This window comes from Chryseobacterium joostei (assembly GCF_003815775.1).
Lineage (GTDB): Bacteria > Bacteroidota > Bacteroidia > Flavobacteriales > Weeksellaceae > Chryseobacterium > Chryseobacterium joostei.
Genome location: NZ_CP033926.1, coordinates 4,731,703 through 4,747,319 on the forward strand (window position 1 = coordinate 4,731,703; position 15,617 = coordinate 4,747,319).

The 15,617-nt window shown below is 34.7% G+C and carries 14 protein-coding genes; 11 read left to right on the top strand and 3 right to left on the bottom strand.

Annotation, left to right across the window (positions count from 1 at the left end; translation table 11 throughout):
• The first annotated feature begins 3 nt into the window (after window positions 1–3).
• The 6 genes from EG359_RS21555 to EG359_RS21580 are packed head-to-tail and all read left to right on the top strand — an operon-like array spanning window position 4 to window position 5,970.
• Window positions 4–480 carry a DUF4280 domain-containing protein gene (locus EG359_RS21555; RefSeq protein WP_076353903.1) on the top strand — a complete coding sequence of 159 codons (477 nt, stop codon included), beginning with the start codon at window positions 4–6 and terminating at the stop codon, window positions 478–480.
• A 2-nt stretch (window positions 481–482) separates the two neighbouring features.
• Window positions 483–3,218, top strand: coding sequence for a hypothetical protein (locus EG359_RS21560; protein WP_076353905.1), 2,736 nt, complete (start codon window positions 483–485; stop codon window positions 3,216–3,218).
• Window position 3,219: 1 nt separating this feature from the next.
• A complete protein-coding gene (locus tag EG359_RS21565) occupies window positions 3,220–3,900 on the top strand; it encodes a hypothetical protein (RefSeq protein WP_123867483.1) in 681 nt (226 codons plus the stop codon).
• Window positions 3,901–3,902: 2 nt separating this feature from the next.
• Complete coding sequence (locus EG359_RS21570) at window positions 3,903–4,688, top strand: hypothetical protein (RefSeq protein WP_076353909.1); 786 nt, start codon at window positions 3,903–3,905, stop codon at window positions 4,686–4,688.
• Window positions 4,689–4,740: 52 nt separating this feature from the next.
• Entirely contained in the window at window positions 4,741–5,451 is a 711-nt protein-coding gene (locus tag EG359_RS21575) for a hypothetical protein (RefSeq protein ID WP_076353911.1), read from the top strand.
• A 27-nt stretch (window positions 5,452–5,478) separates the two neighbouring features.
• Complete coding sequence (locus EG359_RS21580; protein WP_076353913.1) at window positions 5,479–5,970, top strand: DUF3592 domain-containing protein; 492 nt, start codon at window positions 5,479–5,481, stop codon at window positions 5,968–5,970.
• On the opposite strand, the gene EG359_RS21585 is transcribed toward EG359_RS21580, so the two are convergent.
• Complete coding sequence (locus tag EG359_RS21585) at window positions 5,971–7,116, bottom strand: MFS transporter (RefSeq protein ID WP_076353915.1); 1,146 nt, start codon at window positions 7,114–7,116, stop codon at window positions 5,971–5,973. It lies immediately after the preceding gene.
• Window positions 7,117–7,191: 75 nt separating this feature from the next.
• Here EG359_RS21585 and EG359_RS21590 point away from each other — a divergent pair, with 75 nt between their 5' ends.
• Together EG359_RS21590 and EG359_RS21595 are read left to right on the top strand one after the other, a co-directional pair.
• Window positions 7,192–7,974 (top strand): AraC family transcriptional regulator, encoded by a 783-nt coding sequence (locus EG359_RS21590; protein WP_076353917.1) that lies wholly within the window; start codon window positions 7,192–7,194, stop codon window positions 7,972–7,974.
• A 110-nt stretch (window positions 7,975–8,084) separates the two neighbouring features.
• The gene (locus EG359_RS21595) at window positions 8,085–8,528 is read left to right on the top strand and encodes an SRPBCC family protein (protein ID WP_076353919.1); all 444 of its coding nucleotides are present in this window, start codon (window positions 8,085–8,087) and stop codon (window positions 8,526–8,528) included.
• Window positions 8,529–8,598: 70 nt separating this feature from the next.
• Here the strand turns inward: EG359_RS21595 and rplS are convergent, their stop codons facing one another.
• On the bottom strand, window positions 8,599–8,955 hold the full coding sequence (rplS, locus tag EG359_RS21600; RefSeq protein ID WP_065393784.1) for a 50S ribosomal protein L19: 357 nt from the start codon (window positions 8,953–8,955) through the stop codon (window positions 8,599–8,601).
• 292 nt (window positions 8,956–9,247) lie between these two features.
• Here rplS and EG359_RS21605 point away from each other — a divergent pair, with 292 nt between their 5' ends.
• Window positions 9,248–11,995, top strand: coding sequence for a fibronectin type III domain-containing protein (locus EG359_RS21605; protein ID WP_076353921.1), 2,748 nt, complete (start codon window positions 9,248–9,250; stop codon window positions 11,993–11,995).
• Between the two features lie 277 nt (window positions 11,996–12,272).
• Here the strand turns inward: EG359_RS21605 and EG359_RS21610 are convergent, their stop codons facing one another.
• Window positions 12,273–13,820, bottom strand: a complete 1,548-nt coding sequence (locus EG359_RS21610; RefSeq protein ID WP_076353923.1) for a toxin-antitoxin system YwqK family antitoxin — start codon at window positions 13,818–13,820, stop codon at window positions 12,273–12,275.
• 382 nt (window positions 13,821–14,202) lie between these two features.
• On the opposite strand from EG359_RS21610, the gene EG359_RS21615 reads away from it, so the two are divergent.
• A complete protein-coding gene (locus EG359_RS21615; protein ID WP_076353925.1) occupies window positions 14,203–14,901 on the top strand; it encodes a CoA transferase subunit A in 699 nt (232 codons plus the stop codon).
• 5 nt (window positions 14,902–14,906) lie between these two features.
• Window positions 14,907–15,560, top strand: a complete 654-nt coding sequence (locus EG359_RS21620) for a CoA transferase subunit B (protein WP_076353927.1) — start codon at window positions 14,907–14,909, stop codon at window positions 15,558–15,560.
• Window positions 15,561–15,617: the final 57 nt, after the last annotated feature.

Genomic DNA, 15,617 nt, shown 5'->3' on the forward strand with positions numbered 1-15,617 from the left:
AAAATGTCACTAAAAGAAAAAGTAGTACAGGGAGCACTCTGCAAATGCAATTTTGGCACTGCACCAGATAAGCTAAAGGTACTTACGCAAACCAAATATTATGTGAATGACCATGAGAGTAGCAGTAAACTGGCAGCTACTCATAAAGATATTGGAGCTACTTTTGAAAAGAATACTTTCGGTTCATGCGCCAAAAAGAATAATACCCCTTGTTCTGCTGTTGTTACACAATGGAACGGTTATTATGAAAAAGAACTCTACGACCCACCCGGAGGCTATATTTTACTGGAAGACAGTAAAGCTACCTGCCCAATAGGCGGTACCGACTGCATTACCATCATCAAGACAGGACAAATGGGAGAACCCACCAAAAAGAACATTGAGAAAGCTGACAGTGAGCTGCAGTCACATGTGAACCCAATGATGGATATGAAAAACCTTGACAAAAAGGACCCTTACAAATTTCTAAATGCTGAATAATTATGGCAGAAAATATTGAAAATAAAGTTGGGTTACAAGGTTGTTACTGGAAAGAAAATGACAAGTTATTCTCTGTGTCTAAGGGAGGAACCTTTATATTATATACAAATAATAGTAACGAGTTTAGTGTTGATGAAAGATGTGTTGGCGGAAAAACCAAGAACCCTAAGGAAACAGTTAGTAAGGCCAGATGGGCTTTTATTTATGAATTTTTCTTTCAGAAACTAGAAAAAGCAAAACAGGAAGATATCTCTGAAAACTTATGGGGGCCTCTTAGTGGAGGTACAGATAATGTAGCTAAATATGGTCTGGGTACCAAATACAAACAAGGGAGCAAACTTATTTTTAAACCTGAAAGCTATAGCTATTATTATGGATATAAACAAAGGGTTGAGCTTTTTACTGAAAGTCCGGGAACGGGTTTTTATTTTTATATTATTCCGGTGGATAAGCCTCAGATATCCTTTGCTTATTTTACAAAAAGTGAGGAGGTAAAACACTATGGAGAAAATGTTTCATTGCAGATTATGCTGCATGCCTATAATCTGGATAAGAAGAATAAATACAAAGCAAAATTATATTTATTAGAAGAAGATATTGCAAAAGGCCTTAAAGAAACGGATGATTTTGAAGATAATAACCTTTGGAAAGAACCCAGAGTATATAATATAGAAAACGGTGCAAGTGGAGATAACTGGAATTCTTACATCAATCTTAATTTTCCAATAGATATAGAATGGAAAAAAGATCAAAAATCAGATAAAAATTTTACGGTTGTACTGGAAGTTTATAAGTTTTGGGTAGAACCGGGAATGATTTATGGAACTAATAATAAAGAAGAAAGGGTTAATTATAAAAATTATGCAGATGATCCAACAACTGATCTCGTAGAATATGATCCTGAAATACTGGGCTTAAAAGATATAGATAATAAAAAATCTATTTCCAGCAGGTTTATAGTTTCTAAAGAACTAATGGGTGACTACCTTAAACGCATTGAACAGGATAAAAACAATATGATCCAATATATCGGAGATATTGAATATAGCCAGAGAGAATTTGATCCATGTGGGTATTCAAAGATTACCATAAAAGATGAGGATGATAAGGATAGGGAATCATTTGTCATATTTGATGAAACAGCAGCTGTAGGGGCAATAGATAAGACCAAACAAAGCTTTGCTATTATAACCGGAGATACCCGAAAGAATATTTCCATTACCCTGGACCAGCTTACCACTCAGGATACTTTTTGTCAGGGATTATTGTTGGATCAGGGGCAGAAGCATTCTGAGAAAAAGAATGTTTTTCAGGTTGATAAGGTGTATGCCGCTTTAAAGAATGGAAATGACCATGTAAGACGTACAGATGCCACCCATCAGGAACAACAGAAAAATGCAGGAGTTGCTACTACTAAAGAAAATGAGAATGACACAGATGTTGTAAAAACAAACAGCTCATATAACGCAGGAGTGGCCCAGCAGTGGAGAGAAGGTGTTGATTACAAGATAGATAGTAATGAGAAGATCACCCTGATGCTGAGATATATGTATAATAAGACTGCTTTTGAAAGTCTTCAAAATCCTGACAATAAAAATGTAAATGCCGGTGTAAATCTATTATGGATCTTCAGGTATTTTTGGTTCACCGATGATACTGCTCAAACTTATTTTTTACCCGTATCTACCTGTAGATATCCAAATCAATTAGTCAAAATAAATGTTTGGCCGGATATTGAATGGGAAGTGTCATTCATTATTTCTACCAACGAAACGCACACCTTGAGTTTTGGGAAAAAAGAGGATCTAACCAATTATCCTGCGGGGCAAGGGCTGAGATTCTCGGATAAATTTAAAACTAAAAGTGAATATAAAGGCTTTAGTTTTTCCACAGATATTTCCGCAAAGATTAACGGAAATGTTCATAAACTTGGATTTGAGAAGATTGAAAATATCATAAAAAAGCTTGCCGATCTTAAAGAGTTTTTGGATAAATTCAATAGTGATAATTCTGCAAATGCCAGCACAGGAGGCTTTAAGGAGTATTTTAGTTTTAAACTTGTCTCTCCCAATATAGTACTAGCTTTTAAGTGGAATATGGGTAGTGTTGTAGAAAAGGAAAACAACCATAGAGCCGTAACAATGCTTAATGGAGCCTTTAAATTGGCACCCCTTATTGGAATAAACTTTGAAGTGGATCTGTTTGTTATCACAGATAGTATAAAGGTTTATGGGATTGGAGATATAACCAAATTTATTAGAAAAGCTATTGAATGGGTTACCGAAACAGATATTTATTTAATTGCTTATGTAAATATTGAATTAAATGGTGAGTTTACAATAGTATATAACTCAATAAATGGTATTGATAATAAAAAGTCCAACAAGAAAGCTATTTTAAGTATTCCTTTTGGTGTAAAAGGGGGAATAAAAAGTAACGAAGAAAATGTAATTATCTTACCTACAGGTGAAAAGAAAGAGAAATTTGAAGCTGAAATTTCTATAAATTCTGGGATTGAAATTACAGAAGAATTAGGGACAGATAATACGGGTCCTTATAAAAAGAATAGTTATGTTTTTAAAGGACTAAATGTTAAAGTAGTTATTATCGAAAATGTATTTAGTAGAAATAAACTCTCAGTTATACCAAAAATTGATGAAACATTTGAAGTAATGAAGGAGGATAAAATCTGCCCTGAAAGTATAGAATATTTAAATAATAAAAAAGATGAAAAGTAAAATGAAGTATATAATTCTTATTCTTCTTAATCTAAGCCTAATGATGGTTTCTTGTCAATCTAAATCGGATAAAGTCAATTTAAGTATTTTGGCTGAACCTTACCAAAATATGGTTAAGGATAAGCAGATCAATCCTCTAAGATATCGTGATTATGTTGATGATTTGCACAATCGGGTGGTGTTGCAAGAAAATCAAATCCAGGAAAAATGGCAGCCTTTTAAGATCAGTAATAAATTGGATTACATGGATGTATATTTTAATAAAGAAAAAATAATAGGATTTAAAGGATATTTTGAAGAAAGAGCTAAAAATAATGCAGATGAAATATATAAAGCCTTAATTAAAAATATATCAAATGACAAAGATTATTCTCAGATTGAATTAAAAAACCATGATTCAAATATCTTAATGAATGAATGGGAGTCAAAAGAAAATATACTAGGAATAAAATACGAGAAAGTTAATAAGAGTATTGCCATAATTGTAGTAAATAAGAATGAACTGCCTCACTTTTTTGATAAAGTCTTTTACAGTGAATTTTTAAACTTAACCCAATTGAGAAGTAATCATTCAGAAATTTATTTAAAGGAATTAAAAACTCAGCCATCAAGTAATGATAAAAGTTTTTATAAAGAAAAATTCAAGGAACTAAAAGGAGAATATAACCAAAAAACAAAATAAGAATGATCCAGCAACCTATGTATAAAGTTGAAGTAAAAGCATATTTATGTTCAATTGAAATTGAAGTTAATGGTATTCCTTGCTTTTCTTATTTTAATGAATCTCAAATTGCAACCGATATTCCCATCAATAACCTGATGTTTTCTTCAGGAGAGCAAGATGTTAAATTTAGAATTACCCCACTTTTTAATAATAAAAACTTTCATAAAGACACTACAATTGAAGTAAATATCTATGTAAAGGAAGCAAACGATTTCTATTTGAAAAAACAGGTTATAAACTCCTATACACTCGATGAATCTCTGGAAAATAAATCATTCTTTGAGAATATTTTAAATTTTGATGCAACGTTTCCTTACAACCTGAACATAAGCGATATAAAATATGATTTCTCCAGAGAGGATGAGGATCTTCTGTTTTCTGAGGTATATAAACAATACGATCTACTGGCCAGCTATATTAAGAATGATGATTTAAAAAAATATAATGAGTTTACTACACTTCGATTTAATGATTTTATGACAGCTCATTATTTAGATGAGAAGAAAAAACAATATTATTCAAATAAAGCTCTTTTTTCATATAAAGACTATGATTTAACTTTAGTTTCAAAAGAAGAATATATTTTAAAGTTCTGCTTTAATAACAGATTAGTGTATTTAGCAAAATTGAATAATGCCCCAGGATTAATATTGGAAGACAAGAACTCCCAAGAAGAGGGATTACACTTTATAGAAAGTGCCATTTTCTACAGGAATAACAAAGGTGATTTAACATTATTTAGATAAGATATTCTAGATAATTTTTCAATACAAATTACAGCATTTAAATACATAAACTTTGACAAGTAGATTACAGGGCATTTTAAGTTTTTTAGGAAGAAACTTCTTGCTGTTTTTTCAGATTTATGCCATCGTATATGTTTTCATAAACTCCTATATAGATCTATGGTTTTCCTTGAATAGGGAAACCTTTTTTGAGTTTGAGAAAGTCATTGTAATCAACTTCTTTCAGGCAGAAGTGTTATTCTTGTACCTATTGTACAATAAGATTAAGAATAGTAAAAATGAAAAAATTGCAGGACTGAAGGTGATGTATTCAAAATATCTAGAAGATATGCAAAGCCAGGGAGTGAATAAACGTAAAGCATTCTTATCTATGCTGATAGCAATTCTTATTTTAGGATCTCTTTTTATTGTCCTGATCTTAAAATCTCCTTTTGGAGACTTTTTTAAGCTGGTAATAGGGCTTAATGAAGTAATGATAAAGAATATTGAAATATTAATACCCTGCGTGCTATTGGCCATATTTCTTTATTATCAGTTAAAGCATGAAGCAAAAGATATGAGGTCCAATGTGGCTAATAGATTGAGTCTCATTATGAATAGTTTTAAAATCTCAATACCCATATTTATCATTTTATATGCCGTACGGATCTATTTTTCGGGAAAGACCGAGGAATCCTTTGTGCCGGCAGCTTTACTGGCGGTTAACCTATCTTTTTTAATGGTGATGATCAGGGAAAAGCAATTAATTTCTCAGAATAAATAAATATATATTGATCATTAAAATACAGATATGAAATTCAATAAGAAACAGAAAGGAGATAGTTTTTGGGTGGTTTTTTTCTCCATTATATTCATGCTTTTACTTCTGGGAATGGGGGGCGGTGGAGTATATTACAGCTACAGTAAATTTTCCAGACATATAGAGCTGGTCTCCAATGGCATCAAAACAGGAGGGAACATTACCGGCTACGAAGAAAGTTGGTCAAAGGACGACGATGGCGGATATACCAAAATGTACTCTCCCATAATCAGATACTATGATACATCCAATCAGTCTCATGAACTTTATGCGGATTACAGTTCCAGCAATAGGGCATGGTCCAATGAAGTAATCGTATATTTTGACAAGGATAATCCGTCAAAAGCCATTCGTGGTGGATTTTGGCATTTATGGTTTTGGCCGTTTATGATTCTTTGCTTTTCAATGATCCCATTAGGAATAGGCTTGTTTGTTCTTAAATATTATATCGACCTATTATTTAAAAGAAAAGACCGTTTATAGTTAAACGGCTTTCCTTTTCAGTTGAATGAATAGAGCCAAAACACCAATGCCGGAAAAGATCATACATGATATCCCCAGATTTTGAATCCATCCACTACTTACCAGTCCAAGACCAATTAATACATAATAAATAAGCCCCAGTAAAGCCCCAGCGCTTCCCGTTTCATTTTTATAATGGATTAGTGCAGTGCTTAAAATATTAGGAATGGCCATACTGAATGCCATAACAATAAAAAAGTAAGGAATTAAAAAATAGATTCCATAATCTATTAACAACCAGACAAAAACAGAAGCTGCAAATGCTCCCAATGTACTTCCGTTAACTAAAATTTTAGGTAAAATGTTTTTTAATAACAGAAATCTGTTAAGTTTTGCTCCTGTAAAAGTACCTGCAGCCAATATGATACTGCTGTATCCAAAAATATAGGATGAATACTGGTGCTCCTTAAAAATAAATGGAGCCAATGAATAATAAGAAAATAACAGAACATTAAAGCTCATAATAAGCAGACAGCATTTAATAATCTCCCGATCACCAAGCATTCTTTTTAATAGATGGAAGAGAGTACGGATATTTATTTCTTTTCCTGAATGATTGGTTTCGGAAATCCTTTTTCTTGAAAGAATATAAAATAACACAGCCAGCAGATATAAAGTGATAAAAACACCCTGATGTCCTATAGAAGTTGCAAGTACCGAACCGGTGGTCATCCCGATAATTGGGCTGATGGATAAACCGATTCCTATCCTGGAAAATACTTTACTGATGTGGTCCTTGTCATAAGTGTCTCGTAGGATGGTTTGGGTAACGATTGAACCTACCGCAATTCCAAAGGCTGAAAATATTCTTGCAGTAAGCAGAATGATGAAGCTAGGGGCAAAAACAGCTGCAAAAGTTCCTATTCCGTAGGTGATCAATCCGTACTCCAAGGATTTTTTTCTTCCGATCCTGTCACATTGTACTCCCCAAAATGCAACTCCCAGAGCGAAAGCTATAAAATATAAGCTGATAGTTAAAGTAGTAGATTTTTCATTCACTCCAAATTTTTCCTGAACCATTGGTAAAACAGGACTGTAGATGGTTTCTACAAACTGAGGAAGCATTACCAGCAAGGTCAGTAACCAAAGAGGGTTTGTCTTTTTCATTTTTTTCTGCAAAGTTTTGAAAATTTCAACTTATATTTATAATGATATAAAAACAAAAAACATCAAAAATAGGACATGGCCATACTCCTGCAAAATGAAGAATTTGATGCAGATTCTATTCAAGAAAAAGTAATTGGAATTGCTGCCGATATGGTCATGCATGATTCCGGATTTCATTTCCATACGAGCAAGGCCCAGTTGCTGTATGCACCATCAGGATGTATGACGGTTACCACATCAGATAAACAGTTTGTGCTGCCTCCGTTCAGAATGCTTTGGATTCCGGCTCATGAGGTTCATCGTGTGAATTTTCGAAATATAGTAGCGTACAGATCCATTTATTTTGATGAAGAATATGCAGAAAAACATATCAATTCCAGCCTTAAGGTTTTACATGTAAACCCATTGTTGAAAGAAATTATTGAAAGAATCTGCTTCTGGGATTGGGCTGCCCTTGGTAATAATCAGGAGAATATTCTAAAAGTATTCTGGAATGAAATGGATGACGCACCCGAAGAAAAACTAGAACTAAAAATGCCTCAGGACAGACGTTTTAAGAATGTGACAGAAGAATGGACAAAGCGGTTGTCTATACCACCTATGTTGAAAAAACTGGCGGAGGAAACTGGTGCGGTAGAAAAAACAATTACCCGTATTTTTAAAAAGGAAACCGGATTGTCTTATCAGGAATGGAGGCAGCAATGGCGTCTTCAGAGGTCCATAGAACTTTTGGTGGAGGGTAACTCAATAGGAGAGGTTTCCCATATTTTGGACTTCTCTTCAGATAGTGCATTTATAGAGTTCTTCAAAAAGCATACAGGATCTACACCATTACAATATCTAATGAAGAACGAGTAGAAACTTATAGGTTATAGGGTTAATATGCTCTTAAACAATTTCTTGCCTTATGGAAGGATACCTGAAAAATAATTTACATAAAATTGTATTACCAAGTAACAATAGATTTTATGAACAATTACAGCAATACAATCGAGATAAAAGCCAGGCCAGATGAGGTATATGATGCTCTGACTCATAAAATTCCTTTGTGGTGGACGGAAATGTTTAAGGGATCATCTGGCAAAGCCGGTGAAGTATTTACTGTGCGGTTTGGAGATCATATTCATAAAACGATACAAGTAAAAGAGATCGAAGGCAATTCAAAGATTATCTGGTATATTGAAGATTCATTGATTGCTATTCCTGAATTGAAGAATCAAACAGAATGGATTGGTACAACCGTGATTTGGGAAATAGAGGAGAAAGAAAATTTGACTCTGCTGAAGCTTACCCATATTGGTTTGCATCCGTTTATTGAGTGCTATGATATATGCTCTAATGGGTGGGTGCAATTTATCAATAGCCTGAAACTATTTCTGGAAACAGGAAAAGGAATTCCATATAAAGAATAATAGGAATATAAAAAAGAAAAGAGGCTGTTTACACGTAAACAGCCTCTTTTTGTATGTATTGTTGTCTGAATTATTTCTTCTTGTAAGCAGCGTCTTTAATTCTCGCTTTTTTACCTCTAAGATCTCTGAAGTAATAGATTCTAGCTCTTCTAACTCTACCTCTTCTGTCAACCTCGATTTTTTGAAGTGCCGGCATGTTGATAGGGAATACTCTTTCTACACCTACATCACCACTCATTTTTCTGATTGTGAAAGTTTTTGTAGAACCAGTACCTCTTAATTGGATAACTGTTCCTTTGAAGAACTGAGTTCTTGTCTTTTGTCCTTCTTTAATTTCGTAATACACAGTAATTGTATCACCTGCTTTGAATTCAGGGAATTCTTTTTTCGCAATGTACTTTTCTTGAACGTACTTTAATAAATCCATTATTATAAAATAAAATGTTAAAGCTAAGCAACTTACACGTTTATCGTCAGAGGTTGAATAACAGGTTGCAAATGTACAAAATAGTTTTTAAATACACCAAATAATTAATGTAGCAAAAACTATAATTTTTTCATTTTGATTTTGCTTAAAAATTAACAGTTTCTTTAAAGTACCATCAGCCACAGTTTACATGGGAAATCTACTTTTGCCCGAAATAAAAATCTGAGATACAGATTTTAAATTCCTGATTTACAAACTAAAAATCAATATGTCATTCTAAAACTAAACTATTATGAAACACTATTTCTTCTTTTTTTGTTTCGTAGCACAAATGGCATTCGGACAGGTTTTGTTCCCATATCTGCAAAACCCCACTCCGAATTCCATGATCGTCAATTGGAAGACCGCTTCCGATAACGAAACAACTGTGATCTATGGAAACTCACCATCCAACCTGAACGTTACCGTAACAGGTACTACCAATATCTTTTCAGATACTGGATATAATAATAACTACTATTATCACACTGCAAAAATTACAAACCTGCAGCCTAATACCAAGTATTATTATAAAATAAAGACCGGAGCCAATGAGTCTGCAGTCTACAATTTCAGAACACTTCCATTACCTGGGCAGGCTGTAACAAATGACGGCAAAATCAGGTTTCTAATTATGGGAGATAATCAGATTAAGGCAGAACCAAGATATGACAGCCTTACCTTAAATGCCTTCAAAAAGTTGAAGCAAAAATTTGGTGCCAATTCAGATCCATCCGATAATATTGCTCTTACATTTATGGTAGGAGACCAGGTAGATGTAGGAACACTGGATCATTATGAGAACGTTCACTTCAAAAAGAACGTGAAACTATCTCCTTATTTGCCTATTCAGACAACAGTAGGAAACCATGAAACCTATGGAACTTTGGGGATGAATTCCTATTATGCTCACTTCTATATAGATGAAATAAAATATAAGAACATCAGCTCAGGAAATGAAAATTATTATGCTCAGCAGGCAGGTAATGTATTATTTATAAGCTTAAGCTCAGAGCACACAGGATCAGCACAACAAACATGGTTACAGCAGGTTTTAACAGCAGCCAATGGTGATTCTACTGTAGACTGGATTATTTCTTTAAGCCACAGGCCTTATCAGGCAGAGCAGTATGTGGGAGATATTTCCACTTGGGTAAGAAACAATGCCGTACCACTTTTGGTAACTTCTGATAAATACCTGATGCACGTAGGGGCTCACCATCACTTATATCACAGAGGACAGCTGAAAAACACCCCAAATTACCAGATTATTTCCGGAGGAACGGCTTGGGATCAGTATTGGGGAATGTCTAATGAGCAGGATTTTGATGATGTTCAGAAAACATTAACAGACTGGACATATCAAATTGTTGAAGTAGATATCCCGACAGGAAAAGTAGACATAGAATGTTATTCGATTGGTGGGATTTATACCAAGAAAAATAATGAGCTGGTGGATTCTTTCCACCGATATAAAAACCAGCCTAAGCCGGCAAAACCATCCATTACCAATGCTTTTACCGGTCCAATTACATTGCCTTTGACATTGAATGGAAGTGCATTTTCATCTTCAAACGGGGAACTGCTAAACACTACTCAATTCTTAATAAGTAAGGCTTCTGATTTTTCTGTAGTTGAAAAAGAAGTGTATCGTGATTTTGAAAACTGGTTTGGGAAAGATGGAAACGGAAATCCTGATAAGGCTAAAAACTTAAATGAAGGGGTAGATATTACAAAGGTAATGCTGGCTGCCAATTCTATTCCGAATGGTATTTATTACGTGAAAACCCGTTACAGAGACAGAAATCTTGAATGGAGTGACTGGAGTGATGTGAAGCAGTTTGAGATTACGGGAAGTGTTGTTTCAAACCCAACATTTACTTTAGATAAAACTGAATATGCCCAAAATGAACCTATAGTAGCTACCTTTACCGGAGGACCAGGAAACCAGCAGGACTGGGTAGGAATTTATAAAAAAGGACAGACGCCGGGAGGAGCTACAACTGCACAAACCTATGTTTACACCAATGGACAAACAGCAGGAACAGCAGCTTTCAATAATGGTTTGCCAAATAAAGGTCAATATTTTGCAGGATTCTTTGCGAATAATGGATATACGGACATTGCATCAAGAAAAAGCTTCTATGTAGGCCCGAAAGTACAATTACAGGCCACGGCAGATACTTATCCGGTAGGCGGAACCGTAACTATTAATTTTGCGAATGCTCCAAGTTTACAGAAAGACTGGATCGGAATTTATAAAATGGGACAGACTCCGGGAACTACAAATTCCATAAAATGGAGTTATGTAACCACTGCATCTGGAACGCTTAATTTTACAGGGCTTCCAAAAGGATATTATTATGCTCAGTACTTACTGGAAGATGGCTATAACGGAATCGGAGAAAAGGTATTCTTTAAAGTAGGAGATATTGTTACTGAATTATGGATCAACAAACCTGTGTATTCATTAGGAGAAAATATCACCGCTTCATGGACGGATTCTCCAGGGATTATTAAGGACTGGTTAGGAATTTATCCTCAGAATATCCAGACACCGGATGATAACTTTGTTTCTTATACTTATTTTGATGGAGTGACACAGGGGAACAAAACAATTACAGGAAATGTAAACGGCGTACCAACCACACCAGGAAATTATTATATGGTGATGTTTACCAACGATTCTTATACAGAAGTTTCAAACAGAGTACAGTTTCAGGTAAGTTCAGGGACTTTAGGAGTAGATGAGGTAAAAAGTACAGAGAAAAATGTAATTCTGTATCCAAATCCTACAAAACCAGGGGAACCAACCTTTATTAAGAGTGATTATCCAATCGAGAAAATTGAATTGGTATCAGCAGCAGGAGAATTACTGTATGAATCAAAGAATATTCATAACCAGCGTTTCTCTTTAGTGAATGAAAACCTTCCAAAAGGAGTTTATTTTGTAAAAGTTCACGCAAGAAAACTATTTACTTTAAAGCTGATCATTCAGTAATAAAGTAATATCAATCATAAAAATAAGGAGGTCTTCAGCAATGATGACCTCTTTTTATATACTGTAGTTTTAAGTTTTCCCACAGATTCTGCAGATTTTCCACAAACATCAGCCTTATCCGTGAAATCTGCGAGCTATAAAAATCTCTTCATGAAATCAATGTCAATTGATTCCAAATTTTACCCTCTTTATAATAACCAAGGATGAAGAGATTTCGCATAAAAAAAGCAGCCTCAAAAACTGAGGCTGCCTTCATTATCGTAAAATGATTTAAATGTTATTCAAAATCCGCAGATAAATAATCTTCCTGAATAAAAGTCTGATTTTCTCCGGATAAATAATCATCACCGGTATCAGCCAGAATCTTAGTGTCCTGAACAAGTTTTCCTTCCGGATTGTACGCTTTTAATAAGATCCATTTTCCGCTGCGTTCAAGTTCCTTTACTCCACTGATCATTCTTATCTTGATTTTTCCACTTTGAAGAACTCCCTCTTTTACAGACGCTTTATTGGCTGGTTTTCCCTTTATATATTGTACAATCTGTGCTGTGAAATTATAGTCATATCCAGAGGCAAGGCCTTCCTCTTCATTCATGGGTTGGTTATACGTGAATAAAATGTTGCCTTTATTATCATAAATTGTAGCATCATAAGCTGTCTTCTTGGAGTTTAATTTCTTCTCAGATTTCAGCTTATTTTCTTCAGAATATGTTTTTGTGCTTACTAAAACACCGTCCTTATATTGAATTTCGCTCAATCCTTCATATGCTGTACCGTTGTAAGGCATCTCATCCTGATAGGTTAATATTGATTTCAGTTTTCCGTCCGGAGCATAATATTTAATTTCTTGGGTAACATCATCCTTTGATATTTTTTCTGTTGAAAGCTTTCCGTTTTCGTCAAACACTTTATTCAATATCACAGAACCGTTTTTGTAAACATCAATGGATGAAATGTTGCTGTAATCATAGCTTAGCTGATAATCCTCACCATCCATAGGTTTGTAGTTATCATTTTCTTTATCATATTGATAAATAAGATTTCCTATTTTTTTTCCAGACTCATCATAGGTTGTTTTATAACCGTCTTTTTTATTTCTTTTTTGTTCCTGCAGAATCTTCCCGCTTTTAGAATAGATAACGCTTTCCTTTATACTGCCGTCACTTTTATATTTTTCGAATTTGGAAAGCCTCATTGGATTGTAGTAATAATCTGCAAATGAATTTTCACCGGATTCAGAAGTTGAATTCCCCAGGTATTTACCCTTTTCGCCATAATATTTATTCTCATAGCTGCCATCCTTGCCCATAATGGTCTCAGTCCTGATTCCCTTGATGTCTTCATCATAGATAATTGTCTGGGAAGGTGTAGAATTCTCGTATACAGTAAGGCTGTTATAATAATATTCACTTTCCGGATCCTTATAACTGAAGATTTTTCCGGAGAAAGTACCATCTGCCTTATAGACCATATCTTCCAGCAATCTACCTTTATCATCATAAGATTGAGAAGGTCCCACCTGTTTCCCGTTAGAATAAGTTACCATGCTCATTACCTTTCCTTCGGGAGTATACCATGTTACTTTTCCATCGAAAACCTCATTGCTTGGAGTAGTATCAGAAGCCAGGCCTTCCATTTGAAGAGTTCCGTTTTTGTAAAAATCCTTGATTAAGGTAAGCTTACCCTTTGCAGAAGTTTCACGGTAATATTCCATGTTCTCCTTTGTCGTTTTTTCCCAATTCTCATCGAAATAAATTTTTTCCTGAGCATATACGTTGATGCTGAGTACCAGCGCAAGTAACGCGGATGTAAATAGTTTTTTCATGTTTTTATTAAGGTTTGATTTTTTGTTTAAGGTTAATTCGCTTTCGTGTACTACTGAAAGTAAGAGGGTAAAAGCTGTTGAAGAGACGAGATAAATCTGTCTGAAATAATTTTACATTGAAATTGTGTTTAAATATCATAAGTCCGAAGACAATAAAATATGTGGTGCTTTTTGATTTAAAACCCCAAATATAAATCAATTTGACGAGAAATATAAATAAAATGAACCGATTTGTTCACTTTTGCGTGTAAAAATCTGATTACAATCGTTTTAAAGAATCTGAAAATACCATTCAGGAAACCATAAACCCCCGGATTATTTCTGAGCATCGGATATACGATAAAATTTATTAAATTTAGCCAACAGAAAAATCTAATATTTCATGATAGATAAAAGAGTAAAAAATGCAAAGGAGGCCATCGAGGGAATTAAAGATGGAATGACACTGATGCTGGGCGGGTTTGGACTTTGTGGAATCCCTGAAAATTCAATTAATGCTTTGGTAGAAAGTGATGTGAAAGATTTAACATGCATCTCAAACAACGCTGGAGTAGATGATTTCGGATTAGGATTACTTCTTCACAAAAGACAGATAAAAAAAATGATTTCGTCTTATGTAGGAGAAAATGCTGAATTTGAAAGACAAATGCTTTCAGGAGAGCTTGATGTTGAACTAACTCCACAAGGAACCTTGGCAGAAAAATGCAGAGCAGCGCAGGCCGGAATTCCTGCTTTTTATACCCCTGCAGGCTATGGAACTGAGATAGCAGAAGGAAAAGAAGTGAAAGAATTTCACGGAAAACCTCATATTCTGGAACATGCCTATGAAGCAGATTATTCTATTGTAAAAGCATGGAAAGGAGATCACGCCGGAAACCTTATTTTCAAAGGATCCGCAAGAAACTTCAATCACCCAATGGCTGGAGCAGCGAAAATTACGATTGCTGAAGTAGAAGAATTGGTAGAACCGGGAGAATTAGACCCCAACCAGATCCATATTCCGGGAATCATGATCCAGAGAATTTTCCAGGGTGAGAAATTTGAAAAAAGAATAGAACAACGTACAACCAGAAAAAAATAAGAAGAATGTTATCAAAAGAAGATATCGCAAGACGTATTTCCAAAGAAGTTAAGGATGGTTATTACGTAAACCTGGGAATAGGAATTCCAACTCTGGTTGCCAACTACGTTTCAGAAAATATTTCCGTAGAATTTCAAAGTGAAAATGGAGTGCTGGGAATGGGGCCTTTCCCTTTTGAAGGTGAAGAAGATGCAGACATCATCAATGCCGGAAAACAAACCATCACTATTTTGCCGGGTGGTTCATTCTTCGATTCAGCTTTTAGTTTCGGAATGATTCGCGGACAAAAAGTTGACCTTACCATTCTTGGAGCGATGGAAGTTTCAGAGAACGGAGATATTGCCAACTGGAAAATTCCGGGAAAAATGGTAAAAGGAATGGGAGGAGCAATGGATTTGGTGGCTTCTGCAGAAAATATTATCGTAGCAATGATGCACGTAAACAAAGCAGGAGAGAGCAAGATTCTTAAAAAATGTACACTGCCCTTAACAGGAGTAAATTGTGTAAAAAGAGTGGTTACGGAATTAGCCGTATTGGACATCACCCCGAACGGATTCAAACTGGTGGAAAGAGCACCGGGTGTTTCAGTAGAAGACATTATCAAAGCTACAGAAGCAGATCTGATCATTGATGGCGAAGTTCCTGAAATGCAGCTATAAGTAAAATACAAAACCTTGCCCACAGCGAGGTTTTTTTATTGTACAAGATTGTTTTTT